Genomic DNA, 15909 nt, shown 5'->3' with positions numbered 1-15909 from the left:
CGGCTACCGCGCGTTGAGGTGTGACTGGGTCCAGTTCTCCAGGCCGTCGGCGGTGATCGGCAGGTCGGCGGTGAGGATCTCGAGGCGGTCGGAGTGCACCACCACGTTGTCCTCGATCCGGATCCCGATCCCGCGCAGCTCCGGCGGCACGGTCTCGTCGTGCGGGTGGAAGTACAGCCCCGGCTCGACCGCCAGCGCCATCCCCGCCTCGATCTCGCCGGCGAAGTACGCCTCCGGCCGGGACGCGTCGCAGTCGTGCACGTCCAGGCCGATGTAGTGCCCGGTGCCGCAGACGATGTACCGGCGGTGCTGCTGGCCGTCCGGACCGAGCAGCTCGTCGAGCGACACGTCCAGGAGGCCCCAGTCCCGCAGTCCTTCGGCCAGCGTGCGCAGGGCGGCGTACTGGAAGGCCCGGTACGGCGCTCCGACCTTGACGGCGTCGAGTGACGCCAACTGCGCCTTGTGGACGAGGTCGTACACCTGCCGCTGGGCGTCGGTGAACTCGCCCGTCGCCGGGAAGGTCCGGGTGACGTCGGCCGTGTAGAGCGTCCGGGTCTCGACACCGGCGTCGAGCAGGATCACGTCGCCCTCGTTCACCGGGCCGTCGTTGCGGACCCAGTGCAACACCGGCGCATGCTTGCCAGCAGCAACGATCGAGGCGTAGCCGACGCCGTTGCCGGCGGTCCGCGCGCGCCGGTCGAAGGTGCCCTGCAGCCACCGCTCACCACCGCCGCGGATGGCCTCCGGCAGTTCCTTCGCGACGTCGCCGAACGCGAGCACGCTGGCCGCGACGGCCTCGCGCAGCTGGTCCAGCTCCCAGTCGTCCTTGATCCGGCGCAGCTCGGCCAGCGTCTGGCGCAGCGAGTTCCCATCGGTCGGCGAGGTCCGGACCAGCGCGTCCAGCAGCGGCTCGACCCCGGGCGTCGACAGCATGAACGGCACGGCGCCGCGCACCGCGGCCGGGAGCTCCTCGATCGGGCGGCAGGCGATCTGCAACGCGTCCGACCAGTCCTTCAGCCCGGGCACCGGGCCGACCCACAGCTCGCCGTCGCGCGCGTTCGCGAAGAAGTCGGCCTCGTCCGGACCGGCCGTCTCCCGCAGGTACAGCGTCGAGTCGCCGTCCGCCGACATCACCAGTACGGCGCCCTCGGCCTGGCAGCCGGTCAGCCAGACGAAGTCGCTGTCGGCCCGGAACGCGTAGTCGGTGTCGTTCGACCGGACCGGCGCCCGGCCGGCCGCGACCGCGATCCGCCGCCCCGGCAACGCCGCGGCCAGCTTCTCCCGGTGCCCGGCGGCCGCCTCCGCCAGCCCCTCGGGCACGGTCACCGAGCGGTCCACCGGCCCCCAGCCACGCGAGATGAACTCCCGGAACCCCTGGGAGTCGATCGGGCGGTAGGACTTCGGTGTGTCGTCGGTCCGGTCGTCTTCGGTCATGTGCTGAGCTCCCCTTTGCAGCTGACGGTTACAGCCATCAACTCAGGTGAGAGCAGGGCCGCGCAAGCCCTTATCCGAAGTCGTGGATCAGCGTGCCCGGAACGCGTCCAGCAGGCCCTGCTCGGAGTCCAGGAGGTACTGGTGGAGGTCGGCCGCCGCCTGCTCGTACTTCCGCGCCTCAAGCAGCTCGAACAGGCCGCGGTTGCGCGCGATGTACGGCTCGTGCAGCTCCTGCGGTGTCGCGATCACGTGGAAGAGGAGCCGCAACTCCGCCAGCAGCCGGCCGGTCATCGCGTTCATCCGGTCGCTGTCGGCCAGACCGATCAGGTGCTGGTGGAAGCGCATGTTCGCCGTACCGACGGCTGCCCAGCGGTCGGCGAGCGCGGCCGCCTCGGCCGCCTCGACGTCGTCCTGCAGCGGCTCGAGCCGGCTGGCCGGCAGCTCCGGGTCACGGTCGGCCAGGCCGCGTACGACGTCTACCTCGAGCACCCGGCGCAGCCGGTACAGGTCCACCACGTCACGCTCGTCCAGCTCCGGCACGAACACGCCGCGGTGCAGCTTGTAGACGAGCAGCCCCTCGTGGGTGAGCAGCCGGAAGGCCTCACGCAGCGTGTTGCGGCTGACCTCCAGGACCTCGGTCAGCTCGACCTCGGACAGCTGCGCTCCCGGCGGCAGCGCACCCTCGGTGATGCTGCGGCGCAGGATGTCGGCGGCCCGCTCGGCGGAGCTGCTGCGGTCCAGCCGCGCGACATCGGCTGCGACGCTCCGCAACCACGCCTGCCGGCCCTCGTCGACCTCACCCGTGCTCATCACCGCATCATCGCCCACCCGAGGCGTTCAGGGGAAGTTTAGTAGAACAAGACTCTTGCAGGATTGTTGAACAATCTCTACTCTCGTGTCATCCGGCCATCACTCACAGCCATGGAGACCATCCCGACAGCACTCTGCCGACCAGGAGCCACCGCCATGTCCATCCGCATGTCAGTCCGTACCGCTCGACCGCGCAAGCCACCGATGCGCCGACCGACCAGCAGGCCGGTTGCTCGCCGTACCAATCCCTATGCCCGCCGGCTCACCCCAGCGGCCGGGCGGAAGACGCCGGACAGCGCGATGAAGACCGGGACCCGGTCGACGCTGATCGGCGCCGTGTTCCTGATGGCGACCTCCGCGATCGGTCCCACGGTCATCACCCAGACCGCGGTGTTCACGGTGTCCCTCGGCGCGGCCTTCGCGTTCGCCGTCGTCGCCTCGGTCCTGGTCGACCTCGCGGTGCAGCTCAACGTGTGGCGGGTGATCGGCGTCTCCGGGCGCCGGGCGCAGGAGCTCGGCAACCTGGTCGCGCCCCGACTCGGCACGGCGATGGCCGCGCTGCTGTTCGCCGGCGGGCTGGTGTTCACGATCGGCAACGTGTCGGCCACCGGGCTCGGGACCGACGCGCTCCTCGGCCTCGATCCTTCGTTGGGCGCCGCCATGTCCGCGGCAGTTGCCATTGGCATCTTCTTGGTCCGGCGTGCCGGGGTCGCGCTCGATCGCGTGGTCGTGGTCCTGGGCAGCTTGATGATCCTGGTCGCGGGCTGGCTGGCGTTCGCCGCCGGCCCACCGGCCGGACGGGCGTTGCGGAACGTCGTACTGCCCGAGCAGGCCGACGTCCTCGTCGTCATCACCCTGATCGGCGGCACGATCGGCGGCTACGTCATGTACGCCGGTGCGCACCGGCTGCTCGACTCGGGGGTGAGCGGGCCGCAGTACGTCCGGCAGATCAGCCGGGCCTCGGTCGCGGGGATCCTGATCACCGGGTTACTGCGTGCTGCCCTGTTCCTCGTGATCCTCGGTGTCGTCGCCGGTGGTACGACGCTCGACCACGCGAACCCGGCCGCGTCGGCGTTCCAGCATGCCGCTGGTGAGTTCGGACTGCGTGCCTTCGGGTTGCTGCTCTGGGCGGCCGGGGTCGCCGGTGTGATCGGGGCGGCGTACACGACCGTCACCTTCGTCACCTCGCGGACGACGACTCCGGACCGGACCCGGACGACGCTGGTCGTGCTGTTCATCGCGGTCAGCGCGGTCATCTACCTGTCCCTCGGTACGGCGCCGGCGAAGGTGATCGTGTTCGCGGGAGCCTTCAACGGGCTGCTGTTGCCGCTCGGAATCGGCGTACTCCTGTGGGTCGCGTGGCAGCGCGCCGACCTGCTGCGTGGGTACCGGTATCCACGACCGCTGCTGGTGCTGGGCGGCGCCGCCTGGCTGCTGACCATCTACCTGGCGGTTCGATCGGTGAAGCCGCTCTTCGACCTGTTCTAACTTGGAGGAGTGTTCATGGACCTCAACGCGGATCTGGGCGAAGGCTTCGGATCCTGGCCGATGGGTGACGACAGCGCGCTGCTGGACGTCGTCACCAGTGCCAACGTGGCCTGCGGCTTCCACGCCGGCGACCCGTCGATCATGCGCCGGGTGACCGGCCAGGCGGTCGAGCGCGGGGTGGCGATCGGGGCCCACGTCGGGTACGCCGACAAGGCCGGCTTCGGGCGCCGGTTCGTCGACATCGAGCCGGCTGCCCTCCGCGACGAGGTCGTGTACCAGATCGGCGCTTTGGACGCGTTTGCCCGGGTTGCGGGTGACAAGGTTCGGTACGTGAAGCCGCATGGGGCGCTGTACAACACGATCGGGCACCACGAGGAGCAGGCCGCGGCGGTCGTCGGGGCGGTCGTCGACTACGACCGATCGCTGCCGGTGCTCGGCCTGCCGGGGTCGGCGTGGCTGCGCCTGGCGGCCGACGCCGGGCTGACCGTCGTACATGAGGCCTTTGCGGACCGTGCCTACACACCCGCCGGGACGCTGGTGTCGCGGCGCGAGGCGGGGTCGGTGCTGCACGACGCGGACGAGATCGCGGCCCGGTGTACGGCGATGGCGACCGGGCAGCCGATCCGGGACAGTGCGGGTGGTGAGCTGAAGGTGGAGCCGGCGTCGATCTGCGTGCACGGGGATACGCCGGGCGCGGTCGACATCGCGCGGCGGGTGCGCTCGGCGATGGAGGGGGCGGGCGTGACACTGAGCCCGTTCAGCCGGTGATGCGGATCCTGCCTTCCGGCGACCACGCCCTCCTGGTCGAGCTCGACAACCTCGACCAGGTCCTCGGCTACTACACCGCGCTGGCGGCCGATCCCCCCGCCGATGTCGTCGACATCGTCCCCGCCGCCCGCACCGTCATGGTCACCACCACCGGAGGCCTGGATCTGTTGGCGCGTGCCTTGCAGGCGGTCGAACCCTTGTCCGGAAGCCAGGTCGCCGGCGACCTGATCGAGATCCCGGTGAGGTACGACGGCGAGGACCTGGCCGATGTCGCCGACCTCCTCGGCTGCACCGTGGACGAGCTGATCGCCCGGCACGCCCAGGAGGAGTGGACCGTAGCCTTCTGCGGCTTCGCCCCCGGCTTCGGCTACCTCACCGGCGCCCAGGCGTGGGACATTCCACGACGGAAGTCGCCCCGGACCAAGGTGCCCGCCGGCGCAGTCGCGTTGGCCGGGGAATTCAGCGGGGTGTACCCGCGGGAGTCTCCGGGGGGCTGGCAGCTGATCGGGCGGACGGACGTGAAGATCTTCGACCAGGAGCGGGAGCCGGCAGCCCTGTTCCACCCCGGCCGCCGGGTCCGGTTCGTCGACGCAGGTCGTGGATGAGCAGCCTCACCATCCTCGAACCGGGGCCTTTGGCAACAATCCAGGACGGCGGCCGGATCGGCCAGGCGTCCCTCGGCATCCCCACGTCCGGCGCCTGCGACCGGACGTCGTACGCGCTGGCGAACCGCCTGGTCGGCAACACCCCTGAAGCCGCGGCGATCGAGGTGACATTCGGTGGTCTCGTCCTGCACGCCGACACCGACCTCGTCGTCGCCATCACCGGTGCGCCCTGCCCGGGCGTGCCGCTCAATGCACCGACCATCCTGAGGGCCGGCGAAGTGCTCCACTTCGGGCCGCCGCGTACCGGTCTGCGCACGTACGTCGCCGTCCGGGGCGGGATCGCCGTACCGCCGGTGCTCGGCTCGCGCTCCACCGACCTGCTCTCCGGCCTCGGGCCTGCGCCGTTGACCGCCGGGCAGACGTTGCCCGTCGGCTGCGACTACGGCCCGATGCCCGGTGTCGACCTCGCCCCGGTCGCGGATCCGCCTGGCGACGAGGTCGTCGTACGCGTGACTCCCGGGCCGCGTCGGGACTGGTTCACCGATGCCGGGTGGGAGTCCTTCACCACCCAGTCGTACGTCGTCAGCAGCAACAGCAACCGCGTCGGTGTCCGCCTCGAAGGCACGCCCCTAGAACGGTCCCGCGAAGGCGAGCTCGCCAGCGAAGGCATGGCCCTGGGCGCCGTCCAGATCCCCCCGTCCGGCCTCCCCGTCATCTTCCTGACCGACCACCCCGTCACCGGCGGCTACCCCGTCATCGCCTACGTCACCACCGCCACCCTCCCCACCTGCGCCCAACTCCGCCCCGGCCAACCCCTCCGCTTCAGCACCTGATCCACGCGGCCTCCCCGGGCGATCGGGCGCCGTCTAGGCCGGGACGGCCTCGATCACGAAGACATCCCCGGTGGTCGGGATCGTGCGCGAGAGGTCGAAGCCGGCCGCGGCCAGCAGCGCGCCATACTCGCTCGACGTACGCTCCTGGCCGCCGGCCATCACGAGCATCGTCAGGTCGGACAACGCCGTACGCATCGCATCCTGCGACAGGTCCAGCACCTGTTCCACCAGCAGCAACCGACCGTGCGCTGGCATCGCGCGACGGCAGGTGCGCAGGATCTCGATCGCCTCCGCGTCGGCCCAGTCATGAATGACGGCCTTGAGGATGTAGACGTCGCCGTTCGCGGGCAGGGCCTCGAAGAAGCTCCCCCCGACCACCCCGCAGCGCTCGGCCACGCCGGCCGCCGCCAGCAACGCGCGGGCGCCCGACACGACCTCGGGCCGGTCGAGAAGTACGCCGTCCAGCGACGGATAGCGCGCGAGGATGGCCGCGAGCAGCAGTCCCCGACCGCCGCCGACGTCGACGACCGTGCCGAACCGGCCGAAATCGTAGGCGTCCGCGACAGCGTCCGCGATCATGCGGGAGATTGCGGTCATGGCTCCGTCGAAGAGCTCCTGTTCATCGGGATGCTCGGTCAGGTACTCCCACAGCGGTACGCCGTGAGCCGCCACGAAACCGCTCTCGCCGGTGCGAACGCAGTGCTCCAACTCGCCGTACGCCTGCCAATGGAACGGGCGGCCGACCATGCGGGCCCACCCGGCGACCGACCGCGGCGCCTCCGACCGGAATGCGTCGCCGAGCTCGGTGCACGCGAACCTCTCGCCCTCGACCCCGACGTAGAGCCCGACCGCGACCAGCACCCGCATCAGACGAGCCAGCGACCGCGGGTCCGCTGCGGTGGACTCGGCCAGTTCGGCAACACTTCGCGGGCCGTCGGCGAGCAGGTCGCTCAGTCCGAGCCTCGCCGCGACATGCACCGCTTGTGCGACCTGGTGTCCGGTGATCAACCGGTGCAGCTGCTGCGCAACATCCATCTGAGCCACTCCTAAGGCGGTGTACTGTCCACCACTTTCCGCCCAAGCCTTAAGCCGTCCTTAAAGGACGCGGCGCTCCCACACGGGCCTACACACCGGCCCGGAGCGTGTCTGTGCGGTGTCAGAGCGGTGTCAGTCCGGACCCGGATGGTTGCTCCATCACGACAACAAACCCAAGGAGCACACACACCATGTCCATCACCCTGACCGACCAGGACAAGACCACCCTCGCCACCGCCGCCCACGGCGCCGTCGCACTGATCGCGGCCGCCGGTCTCAAGTCGGCCGGTAAGATCGCCGTCGCTGGATCGCTCGCTCTGGCCGCCGCGACCGGCCCGGTCGGGCACGCGCTCGCCGACAAGCAGAAGGGCGTCAAGCTGAACGGCAAGACCACCGCCGAGATCGCCGACACCGTGCTGCCGGCCCTGACCGCCTCCATGAGCCTGCTCGAGCAGCAGGACCCCGCCGAGGCCGGCAACTTCCGCAGTACCGTCCTCACCGCGATCGAGGCCGGCGCCCGCGCCGAGCGCGGCGGACCCGGCCCGGCCCTGACCGAGATGACCCGCAAGATCACCGAAGCCCTCGACGCCGCCTGACGGCTTCTCGTCAGCCGACATCATGGCCCGGCCCAACTGCCTGCCGTCGACCACCCCGAACGACTCGAGGTGGTCGACGGCAGCAGTCGTCAGACGCGAAATCCAGATGGCGCCCACCGGGAAGCTGGCGGTGTCGCAGCCGCGGTCGCAGCCCGAGCAGTTGCCGCAAGCAACGAACCTACGGCGGTCAACGCAGCGGCGCCGACGGCCAGGACACCCCTTGCCCACCAGCGCACTCGCCGACGCCACGAGAAATGTCGGTGGCTACCGGTAACGTTGGCGGTACGAAGAGAGAGCGGGGGCGCATGAGCGACGCAGAGCATTCCGAGGCCGATCAGGTGTCGCATGATCCGCACGAGGCGGAGGCGCTCGAGACCGTCATCATCACCGCGGTGGTGACGGCAGCCGTGGTGCCGTTCGTGCAAACCCTTGTGCAGAGGGCGGCCGAGGACTCGTACGACGCCGTACGCAACCTGCTCCGCAAACGGTTCCGAGAGGCGCGAGTGGCGAGCAAGGAGCCGGCCGGTCCGGTGCGGCCACTGCTGGTGGTGAAGAACGACGATCCCGGCCTCGACGTGAATCTCTACGCCCAGCCCGACATGGACAACGCGGCGATCCGCGCGTTGGCGGAGCTGGATCTGGGTGCGGCGGCGCATGGCCGGTCGAAGAAGCTCCGCGTCTACTGGGACGGACAGGCCGGCCGCTGGCAGATCGACGGAGACTGACGACGAGGAGAAGCCTGTGCTGGTCGGAGCCATGTCCGAGGACTGCTATCACTGCGTCGCCTTCCGGGAGATGGCCGGCCGGGAAGAGCTCGGCGACTTCATGAAGAGCGTCAAAGGCACCGTGTGCCCGTCCTGCCGGGTGAAGACGCAGACCTTCTGGCTCGTGATGGACTCCGCCGACGTGAACGCGATCAGGTCCGGCAACGTCCCGGCGTCCGGAGCGGCGGGAGCGGGCTTCGAGAGGTTCGGCACGCCGAGTCCGGCGGGGCGCCGGCACTCCTCGGCGGCCGCGGGGATCCTCCGCGCCCAGGTGTCCGGAGCCGCCGATCGCCAACGGCGAGCGACGCTCGAGCGGATCTCCGACCGCTACCGGGCCGAGTTCGCGTTCAAGGGCGGCGAGCAGGCGTTGGAGGCGGGCGACCGGGCGAAGGCGATCGCGGCGTTCACCATCTGCGCCGGCACCGCCAAGCCTGAAGCGCACCGCGCGGCCTTCCGGCTCGGCGACCTGGCCACGGAAGACGGCCGGAACGCGGATGCGCTCAAGTGGTACCGCCGTACGGCGGAGTCGGACGAGCCCGAGATTCGGGCGATCGGCTACCTCTACCTCGGCATCGCTCTGCGCCGGACGAGCCGATGGGACGACGCGCTCGCCGCCTTCCGATCAGCCGTGGCCTGCGGACCGACCACGGCTCATGGCCTGGCCGCCTACCGGGTCGGTCAGGTGCTCGAAGACCTGGGCCGGCGTGCGGAGGCGAAGGACGCGTACGACGTCGCCGTCGGCCTCAAGGCCCCTGGATCGGCCGAGGCCGCGCTGGCCCTGGGCGCGCTCGAGGACGAGGACGGCAACTGGGAAGCCGCCCGCAAGTTCGCGGAGTACGCGTACAAGTCCGACGAGGAGCACGTCAAACAGACGGCAGCCTTCAATCTGGCGCGGTACTGGGAGCAACGCCGCAGGCGCTCGAAGGCCCGCAAGTACTACGAGATCGCCGCGCGGGGAGCTGATCGCTGTCTGGCGGCCCGGGCGGCGGCGATCCTCGCAGCGAGCCGATGACCACGGCGATCGAGCAAGAGTACCGCGACCTCCTGCGTCACGAGGGTTTCGGACAACTGCTCGAACCACCGAGCCGAGCGGACGTCCGGCGGTTCGTCGAGCAACTGTCGGCGGCCGAACGGGAGTTCCTGCGCGAGCCCGTCGACGAGTACCTCACGAACGGCTACGTCGCGCGGTACGAGAATCCGTACGACGACCTGCACGAGCAACTGCGGAACACGTTGCGCGAGACCGGCCTCGAAGTACCAGGCGCCGTGTACGTCGGCGAGTATCCGCATCAGGCATACAACGCGCAGGCCCGGCGGGCTCGCCACGGCACCTTGATCCTGCTGAACACCGGCCTGCGGACGCTGCTCGATCGCGTCGCGGTCGTGCTCAGCGCGTCGCTCCTCACCTTCGACAGGCAAGCGGACGGCAGCCGGCGGACGGAGCACCCGACAGCCGAGCAGAATCGGCTCCGCGAACAGGCCCGGGTCATGCTCGCGGAATCGGTCGTCGCCTACGTCTCGGGAGGAGCAGTCGATGCACCGGCACGGATCCGGTTGCCCATCACCGAGCGGCAGGCGTTCGGTTTCCTGATCATGAGGTCGGCTGAGAAGTTCACGGTCGGCCACGAGCTCGGTCACCTGCTGGCCGGTCACCTGCACGCACCTCCGGGCGCCGCCGGTGTGAGTCGCGAGTTCGAGGCCGACGAGCTGGCCGCCCTGTTGCTCCTGCGCGAGTTCACCCCGGCAACGCCGTTCCTGACCAAGGCCGTCACCGCCGCCGGCCCGTTCCTCTTCCTCGCCGTCGACCACCTGGTCCAGCGTGTGCAGCAGGAGGTTTTCGACCTTCCGCCGGCGTTGATGCATCGCACCCATCCGCCGTCCGACGAGCGCGCCGCCGTACTGCGCGGCTTTCTCATCGAGTACGACGGGCCGACGGTGCTCCAGATCGCCGACGCCTGCGTCACTTGGCTGTCCGGTCTCGAGCCCGAGATCGTCGCAACTGCTCGGGGTCTCCTTCGGGCTGGGTGAGCTCAGCCGGTGGCGCGGAAGCGGCGGAGGTAGTTGGTCGGGGTGGTGTTGAGGTGGCGGGCGAAGGCTCGGCGGAGGGTTTCGTCGCTGCCCAGGCCGCTGAGGCGGGCGGCTGTGGTGATGCTGTGGCCGTCGAGGAGGAGTTGCTGGGCACGGTCGAGCCGTACGCGTTCGACCCAGCGGGCCGGGGTCGTCTGCAACTCACTCTGGAAGAGGCGGGTCAGATGCCGCGGGCTGAGCGCCGCCGACGCGGCCATCGCGGAGAGGCTGTGGTCGGCAGCCGGATCGGCGACAACGGTCGCGGTCACCGCGCGGAGTGGATCGCTGCGAACCGGAGGTGTCGCCATCGCCGCGGAGAACTGGGACTGACCGCCCGGCCGCTGCATGAAGACGACCAGTTCACGCGCGATCTCGCGGGCCAGCTCGGCGCCGTGGTCGGCCTCGACCAATGCGAGCGTCAGGTCGATCCCGGCGCTGATACCCGCCGACGTCACATACTTCCCGGCCGCGATGTGCAGCGCGTCGGGCTCGACCTGCACTGCTGGGTAGCGGCGCGCCAGCGTCTGCGCGTGTCGCCAGTGAGTGGTGGCCCGCCGCCCATCGAGTACGCCGAGAGCCGCCAACACAAACGCACCGGTGCAGACCGAGGCGACCCGCTCGGCCTTGTCTGCGAGGGCGCCGACTGCTGTGCGGAGTTCGCCGGGGACGCGTTCGACCAGGTGATCGGCTCCGGCGACGAGCACGGTGTCGAACCGCCCGGCCTCGGACGCCGCGACCGTGCCCGCCAGCACCGGGCCTGAGGACGACCTGACGTCCCCACCGGAAGGCGAGACCAGGACCGGCGCATACCGCCGACCGTCGCGGTGACTGCGCTCGCCGCGCTTGAGCTTGTTGGCCTGGTGGAGGACCTCCAGGGGGCCGCTGACGTCGAGGAGGGTGACGTCGTCGAACACCACGAGGGCGATCCGGTGTGTCCGGATCTGTGGTTTGTGTGGCGTTGTGGACATGGTGCCAGCGTAGCCGCGCCAGCCAGGCTTGAGGCAACCACGAGAGAGGGAAACACGATGAGCGAGCAGATCGCCGGGGTCGAGATCCCGGACAGTGTTCTGGTCAAGGAAGCGACCGAGTTGGTCCGCGACGCGGCGTCACCGCTGCTGTTCGACCACTCGCGCCGGGTGTTCCTGTTCGGGGCGTTGCGCGGCCGGCAGCAGGGGCTCGCGTTCGATCCGGAGTTGCTGTACGTCGGGGCGATGTTCCACGACCTGGGGTTGACCGAGCCGTTCCGCCGTACTGATCAGCGGTTCGAGATCGATGGCGCGGACGAGGCGCGGAAGTTCCTGCACGCGCACGGTGTGACCGGGCTGCTGGCGGACCGGGTGTGGACGGCGATCGCGCTGCACACGACGCCGGAGATCCCGCTGCACATGGAACCCGAGGTCGCGCTGGTGACCCGCGGGGTGGAGCTGGACGTGCTCGGCATCGGGTACGACGCGATCACCGAGACGCAACGCGCGGAGGTCGTCGCCGCGCATCCCCGGCCAGACTTCAAGAACCGCATCCTGGCCGCCTTCACCGAAGGCATCAAGCACCGCCCAGAAACCACCTTCGGCAACGTGAAGGCCGACGTCCTGGCCCACTACGTCCCAGACTTCCACCGCACCGACTTCGTCGAGGTGATCAAGAACTCCAACTGGCCGGAGTAGCCGCGGCGAGGGGTTAGCGGTGGAGCTTGGTTTTCCAGTCGGTGGGGACGTTGCCTCCGGGGACTGGCTGGTTGTCGGGGCGGGACTGGGGTGGGGCCAGGGTCGGGCCGTCGTAGTACTGGGACTCGCCGTAGTGCCAGAACCAGTCCTCGCCCGGCTCGAAGCTCTGCACGATCGGGTGACCGCTCTCCCGGGCGTGCGCCGACGCGTGCTGGGCGGGTGACGAGTCACAGCACCCGACGTGCCCGCACTGCGCGCACCGGCGGAGGTGGAACCACCAACCGCCGATCGCCAGACAATCCCCACATCCGGTCCCACTCGGCGGCACTGTGCTGTCGATCCCCGGCGTCTCCGTCATGTCCGCCATCCTCGCCTGCTTCCCACCGGCGGACAAGCACCTCCCGCAGGGTCAGAGCACGAACCCGGCCGGGAACGGGTCGTCGGGGTCCAGCAGGTACTGACCCATCCCGGTGATCCAGGCCCGGCCGCGAACGGTCGGTACGACGCCCGGGCGATCGCCGACCGTGGTCGCCGCCAGCAAACGCCCGGTGAACGACGTGCCGATGAACGACTCGTTGACGAAGTCGACACCGAGCTCTAGCTCACCCCGCGCGTGCAACTGAGCCATCCGCGCGCACGTCCCCGTCCCACACGGTGAGCGGTCGAACCAGCCGGGGTGGATCGCCATCGCGTTGCGCGAGTGGCTCCCGTTCTGACCCGGCGCCGTGAACTGGACGTGCTTGCAGCTGTGGATGCCCGGGTCCAGCGGGTGCACCGGCCGGTCGGTGGCGTTGATCGCGGCCATGATGTCCAGGCCGGCCTTCAGGATCCGGTCCTTCTCGGCCCGGTCGAACAGGATGCCGAGTTGCTCCAACGGCAGGATCGCGTAGAAGTTCCCGCCGTACGCCATGTCGTAGGTGACCGTGCCGAGGCCCGGCACCTCGACGGTCGCGTCGAGGGCGTGGCTGTACGCCGGGACGTTCTGCAGGGTGACGTGCTCGGCGCGACCGTTGTTCACGGCAACGTCCACCACGACCAGCCCGGCCGGGGTGTCCAGCCGGACCTTGGTCACCGGCTCGGTCACCTCGACCATGCCCGACTCGACCAGCACCGTGGCGACCCCGATGGTGCCGTGCCCGCACATCGGCAGGCAGCCGGACACCTCGATGTACACCACGCCCCAGTCGGCGTCGGAGCGGGTCGGCGGCTGCAAGATCGCGCCGCTCATCGCCGAGTGACCGCGCGGCTCGTTCATCAGGAACAGCCGCAGGTCGTCCAGGTGCTTGACGAAGTACTCGCGCCGCTCGGCCATCGTCGTACCGGGGATGACGCCGACTCCGCCGGTGACGACGCGGGTCGGCATCCCCTCGGTGTGCGAGTCGATCGCGGTGATCGTCCGGACGGACCTCATCGCAAGCTCTCCACTGCTTTCTTCATGTCCTGCTCCAACTGGGCGACGTGCTCGGGGACCAGCGGGCCCCGCGGCGGGCGGCACGGCCCGCCGTACCGGCCGACGTAGTCCATGCCGTACTTGATCGCCTGGACGAACTCGACCCGCGAGTCCCACCGGAACGCGGCCACGAGCGGCTCGTAGAGCGCCCGCGCCTCCTCCAGCTTGCCCTGTACGGCGAGGTCGTACAAACGCACCGACTCCTTCGGGAACACGTTCGGGAATCCGGCGAACCAGCCGGTCGCCCCCATCAGCAACGCCTCCAGGGTGAGGTCGTCGGCGCCGGCGATGACGGCCAGGTCCGGGGCCAGCTCGCGGATCTCCAGGATCCGGCGGACGTCACCGGAGAACTCCTTCACCGCGACGATGTTGTCGAGCTGCGCGATCTCGGCGAGCAGGTCCGGGGTCAGGTCGACCTTGGTGTCGATCGGGTTGTTGTAGACCATCACCGGCAGCCCGGCCTTGGCGACCTCGCTGAAGTGGTGGATCACCTCGCCGCGGTTCGCCCGGTACATGGTCGGCGGCAGGCACAGTACGCCGTCCGCGCCGTCCTCGGCCGCCTTCTCGGCCCACGCGCGGGCCTGGTGCGCGCCGACGCCGTGCACGCCGACGACCACCACACCGTCGTCACCGACGGCCTCGATCGCGGTCCTGGCGACGGCCCGGCGCTCGTCGTCGGTCAGCGACGAGTACTCCCCCAGCGAGCCGTTCGGCCCGACGCCGCGGCAGCCGTTGTCGACCAGCCAGCGGCAGTGCTCGGCGAACTTGTCCAGGTCCGGCCGCAACCCGGCGGGCGCGCTCGCGTCCTCGGCGTACGGCAGTGCGGTGGCGACGATGACGCCGTCCAGCTTCTCGGTCACAGCTCCTCCTCGGTCGGCCCGGCCTGGGCCTCGGCCAGATCGCGCAGCCGGACGGGCACGGCGATCGGTCGTTTCATTGATGGATTGGGTACGTCGTCCGGCCCGGCCAGCTCGGCGACGGTCCGGGCACAGACCCGCCCCTGGCACAGCCCCAGGCCGGCCCGGCTGGTCAGCTTCAGCGCCCGCCCGTCGCCCACACCCCGCTCGACGACAGCCCCTTCGATGTCGCCCCGCGTCACTTCCTCACACCGGCAGACCACGGTCGCCGGCCCACTCCACGCCCGCCAGCCGTCCCGCACCGGGTACGCCTTCGCCAGCGCAGCCGCAAACCGCCGGCCTTTCACAACCTTCTTGTAGTCCGCTTGCGTTGCCGCCTTGTTCTCCGCTTGCGTCACCGGCTTGTGGTCCGCCTTGGTTGCTGCCTGGCGAGCGGCGGCGGCTCCGGCGACGCGTCCTTCGGCCGCGGCGAGGTCGGCGCCGCCGATGCCAGTCAGCTCGCCGGCGGCGAAGACGCCCGGGGTGGTGGTCTGCTGGTTAGCGTCGACGACGACAGCCGGCCCGCCGTCCGGTCCGGTGGTCAGCTCGCACCGGGCCGACACCGCCAACTCCAGCTGAGCCGTGAACCCGAAGCCGAGGCAGACCGCGTCGACATCCACACGCCGCTCAGTGCCCGCGATCGGTTTCCAGTCGGCGTCCACCCGCGCGACGGTGACCGCCTCGACGCGCTCGTCTCCGTGCGCGGCGATGACCGTCCAGCCGTGCTTCAGCGGGATCCGGTGCCGTGCCAGCAGGACGCCGTACCCGACCGCCTCCCGAAGCTTGCTGGCAGCAACCAATGGGTCGGTGGCCCAGCCCTTGCGGACGGTCTTGATGCTGTTGGCTTCGAGCAGCGCGACGACCTCCGCGCCGACGCCGACCAGCGACTCAGCCACTGGGAGAAGGAACGGTCCGGTGCCGGCGACCAGCACGCGCTTCCCGACGGCTACTCGTTGGCCCTTGGCGAGCGCCTGAGCCGCGCCGGCGCTGTAGACGCCGGGCAGATCCCAACCAGGGAAGGGAAGTACGCGATCGTAGGCGCCGGTCGCGAGCACGATCGCCTTGGCCTCAACCGCGAACACCTCCCGCCCCACGCTGTCAGCCGGCCCGCGCTGCACCCACAATTTGCTGCCCTGCTCCAGCGCCCACACCGAGGTCTCGCTCAGCTGCGTGATCCGGGGATGCGCCGCCAGCCGATCCCGCTTGGCCACAAACCCCTTCCACCCATGCTGAAACAGCTCAGCCCGCTCCCCCTCAACCCCCACCTGCCGATTGAACTGCCCACCCACCCCCACCGCACTGTCAACCAGCAACACCCTCACACCCGCATCCGCAGCCCCCAACGCCGCCGCAATCCCCGCAGGCCCACCCCCAACCACAACAACATCAAACTCTCGGACAGCACTCGAAGACCTGTCCGGCCGACTTGCGGGCTCCGGCAGCATCGCGCCCTGCTGCGTGGTGATGGTGTCGCCTTCGTGGATTGTGCGTTGGCAGGC

Annotated in this window: 17 protein-coding genes; 9 read left to right on the top strand and 8 right to left on the bottom strand. The window is 70.1% G+C overall.

What is annotated here, in order from left to right; genetic code table 11:
- Positions 1 to 3: 3 nt before the first annotated feature.
- On the bottom strand, positions 4 to 1434 hold the full coding sequence (locus ACWCOV_RS12870; RefSeq protein ID WP_449829417.1) for an aminopeptidase P family protein: 1431 nt from the start codon (positions 1432 to 1434) through the stop codon (positions 4 to 6).
- Positions 1435 to 1521: 87 nt separating this feature from the next.
- Positions 1522 to 2244: a GntR family transcriptional regulator gene (locus tag ACWCOV_RS12865; protein ID WP_449829416.1), complete on the bottom strand. Its 723-nt coding sequence runs from the start codon at positions 2242 to 2244 to the stop codon at positions 1522 to 1524.
- A 156-nt stretch (positions 2245 to 2400) separates the two neighbouring features.
- On the opposite strand from ACWCOV_RS12865, the gene ACWCOV_RS12860 reads away from it, so the two are divergent.
- The 4 genes from ACWCOV_RS12860 to ACWCOV_RS12845 are packed head-to-tail and all read left to right on the top strand — an operon-like array spanning position 2401 to position 5938.
- Positions 2401 to 3732: an NRAMP family divalent metal transporter gene (locus ACWCOV_RS12860; protein WP_449829415.1), complete on the top strand. Its 1332-nt coding sequence runs from the start codon at positions 2401 to 2403 to the stop codon at positions 3730 to 3732.
- Between the two features lie 15 nt (positions 3733 to 3747).
- Entirely contained in the window at positions 3748 to 4500 is a 753-nt protein-coding gene (locus tag ACWCOV_RS12855; RefSeq protein ID WP_449829414.1) for a LamB/YcsF family protein, read from the top strand.
- Entirely contained in the window at positions 4500 to 5105 is a 606-nt protein-coding gene (locus ACWCOV_RS12850) for a 5-oxoprolinase subunit B family protein (RefSeq protein ID WP_449829413.1), read from the top strand. Before ACWCOV_RS12855 ends, ACWCOV_RS12850 begins: the two co-directional genes overlap by 1 nt.
- Positions 5102 to 5938, top strand: coding sequence for a 5-oxoprolinase subunit C family protein (locus tag ACWCOV_RS12845; RefSeq protein WP_449829412.1), 837 nt, complete (start codon positions 5102 to 5104; stop codon positions 5936 to 5938). The genes ACWCOV_RS12850 and ACWCOV_RS12845 overlap by 4 nt, the downstream gene beginning before the upstream one ends.
- A 33-nt stretch (positions 5939 to 5971) precedes the next feature.
- Here ACWCOV_RS12845 and ACWCOV_RS12840 read toward each other — a convergent pair whose 3' ends face one another.
- Positions 5972 to 6973: a methyltransferase gene (locus ACWCOV_RS12840; RefSeq protein WP_449829411.1), complete on the bottom strand. Its 1002-nt coding sequence runs from the start codon at positions 6971 to 6973 to the stop codon at positions 5972 to 5974.
- A 191-nt stretch (positions 6974 to 7164) separates the two neighbouring features.
- Here ACWCOV_RS12840 and ACWCOV_RS12835 point away from each other — a divergent pair, with 191 nt between their 5' ends.
- From ACWCOV_RS12835 to ACWCOV_RS12820, 4 genes are all read left to right on the top strand, one after another.
- Entirely contained in the window at positions 7165 to 7569 is a 405-nt protein-coding gene (locus ACWCOV_RS12835; protein WP_449829410.1) for a hypothetical protein, read from the top strand.
- Between the two features lie 305 nt (positions 7570 to 7874).
- A complete protein-coding gene (locus ACWCOV_RS12830) occupies positions 7875 to 8294 on the top strand; it encodes a hypothetical protein (protein WP_449829409.1) in 420 nt (139 codons plus the stop codon).
- A 16-nt stretch (positions 8295 to 8310) separates the two neighbouring features.
- The gene (locus tag ACWCOV_RS12825) at positions 8311 to 9345 is read left to right on the top strand and encodes a tetratricopeptide repeat protein (protein ID WP_449829408.1); all 1035 of its coding nucleotides are present in this window, start codon (positions 8311 to 8313) and stop codon (positions 9343 to 9345) included.
- Positions 9342 to 10361 carry a hypothetical protein gene (locus tag ACWCOV_RS12820; RefSeq protein WP_449829407.1) on the top strand — a complete coding sequence of 340 codons (1020 nt, stop codon included), beginning with the start codon at positions 9342 to 9344 and terminating at the stop codon, positions 10359 to 10361. Before ACWCOV_RS12825 ends, ACWCOV_RS12820 begins: the two co-directional genes overlap by 4 nt.
- A 2-nt stretch (positions 10362 to 10363) precedes the next feature.
- On the opposite strand, the gene ACWCOV_RS12815 is transcribed toward ACWCOV_RS12820, so the two are convergent.
- On the bottom strand, positions 10364 to 11368 hold the full coding sequence (locus ACWCOV_RS12815; protein ID WP_449829406.1) for a GlxA family transcriptional regulator: 1005 nt from the start codon (positions 11366 to 11368) through the stop codon (positions 10364 to 10366).
- Between the two features lie 57 nt (positions 11369 to 11425).
- Between ACWCOV_RS12815 and ACWCOV_RS12810 the strand changes: the two genes are divergently transcribed.
- Positions 11426 to 12064 (top strand): HD domain-containing protein, encoded by a 639-nt coding sequence (locus ACWCOV_RS12810; RefSeq protein ID WP_449829405.1) that lies wholly within the window; start codon positions 11426 to 11428, stop codon positions 12062 to 12064.
- Positions 12065 to 12077: 13 nt separating this feature from the next.
- Here the strand turns inward: ACWCOV_RS12810 and ACWCOV_RS12805 are convergent, their stop codons facing one another.
- Genes ACWCOV_RS12805 through ACWCOV_RS12790 form a run of 4 tightly spaced genes read right to left on the bottom strand, consistent with a single transcriptional unit; the run spans position 12078 to position 15855 of the window.
- The gene (locus ACWCOV_RS12805) at positions 12078 to 12422 is read right to left on the bottom strand and encodes a UBP-type zinc finger domain-containing protein (protein ID WP_449829404.1); all 345 of its coding nucleotides are present in this window, start codon (positions 12420 to 12422) and stop codon (positions 12078 to 12080) included.
- A gap of 51 nt (positions 12423 to 12473) precedes the next feature.
- A complete protein-coding gene (locus tag ACWCOV_RS12800) occupies positions 12474 to 13475 on the bottom strand; it encodes a proline racemase family protein (protein WP_449829403.1) in 1002 nt (333 codons plus the stop codon).
- Positions 13472 to 14374 (bottom strand): dihydrodipicolinate synthase family protein, encoded by a 903-nt coding sequence (locus ACWCOV_RS12795; protein ID WP_449829402.1) that lies wholly within the window; start codon positions 14372 to 14374, stop codon positions 13472 to 13474. Before ACWCOV_RS12795 ends, ACWCOV_RS12800 begins: the two co-directional genes overlap by 4 nt.
- On the bottom strand, positions 14371 to 15855 hold the full coding sequence (locus tag ACWCOV_RS12790; RefSeq protein WP_449829444.1) for an FAD-dependent oxidoreductase: 1485 nt from the start codon (positions 15853 to 15855) through the stop codon (positions 14371 to 14373). The genes ACWCOV_RS12795 and ACWCOV_RS12790 overlap by 4 nt, the downstream gene beginning before the upstream one ends.
- Positions 15856 to 15909: the final 54 nt, after the last annotated feature.

Source organism: Kribbella sp. NPDC002412 (genome assembly GCF_053592935.1).
The sequence above is the reverse complement of the archived record's forward strand: the minus strand, read 5'-3'. Positions and strand labels throughout refer to the sequence as shown.

Excerpts from the sequence above, each read along its gene's own strand:
- ACWCOV_RS12870 (WP_449829417.1), bottom strand. The coding sequence starts at position 1,434 with ATGACCGAAGACGACCGGACCGACGACACACCGAAGTCCTACCGCCCG.
- ACWCOV_RS12865 (WP_449829416.1), bottom strand. The coding sequence starts at position 2,244 with ATGAGCACGGGTGAGGTCGACGAGGGCCGGCAGGCGTGGTTGCGGAGC.
- ACWCOV_RS12860 (WP_449829415.1), top strand. The coding sequence starts at position 2,401 with ATGTCCATCCGCATGTCAGTCCGTACCGCTCGACCGCGCAAGCCACCG.
- ACWCOV_RS12855 (WP_449829414.1), top strand. The coding sequence starts at position 3,748 with ATGGACCTCAACGCGGATCTGGGCGAAGGCTTCGGATCCTGGCCGATG.
- ACWCOV_RS12850 (WP_449829413.1), top strand. The coding sequence starts at position 4,500 with ATGCGGATCCTGCCTTCCGGCGACCACGCCCTCCTGGTCGAGCTCGAC.
- ACWCOV_RS12845 (WP_449829412.1), top strand. The coding sequence starts at position 5,102 with ATGAGCAGCCTCACCATCCTCGAACCGGGGCCTTTGGCAACAATCCAG.
- ACWCOV_RS12840 (WP_449829411.1), bottom strand. The coding sequence starts at position 6,973 with ATGGATGTTGCGCAGCAGCTGCACCGGTTGATCACCGGACACCAGGTC.
- ACWCOV_RS12835 (WP_449829410.1), top strand. The coding sequence starts at position 7,165 with ATGTCCATCACCCTGACCGACCAGGACAAGACCACCCTCGCCACCGCC.
- ACWCOV_RS12830 (WP_449829409.1), top strand. The coding sequence starts at position 7,875 with ATGAGCGACGCAGAGCATTCCGAGGCCGATCAGGTGTCGCATGATCCG.
- ACWCOV_RS12820 (WP_449829407.1), top strand. The coding sequence starts at position 9,342 with ATGACCACGGCGATCGAGCAAGAGTACCGCGACCTCCTGCGTCACGAG.
- ACWCOV_RS12815 (WP_449829406.1), bottom strand. The coding sequence starts at position 11,368 with ATGTCCACAACGCCACACAAACCACAGATCCGGACACACCGGATCGCC.
- ACWCOV_RS12810 (WP_449829405.1), top strand. The coding sequence starts at position 11,426 with ATGAGCGAGCAGATCGCCGGGGTCGAGATCCCGGACAGTGTTCTGGTC.
- ACWCOV_RS12805 (WP_449829404.1), bottom strand. The coding sequence starts at position 12,422 with ATGACGGAGACGCCGGGGATCGACAGCACAGTGCCGCCGAGTGGGACC.
- ACWCOV_RS12800 (WP_449829403.1), bottom strand. The coding sequence starts at position 13,475 with ATGAGGTCCGTCCGGACGATCACCGCGATCGACTCGCACACCGAGGGG.
- ACWCOV_RS12790 (WP_449829444.1), bottom strand. The coding sequence starts at position 15,855 with ATGCTGCCGGAGCCCGCAAGTCGGCCGGACAGGTCTTCGAGTGCTGTC.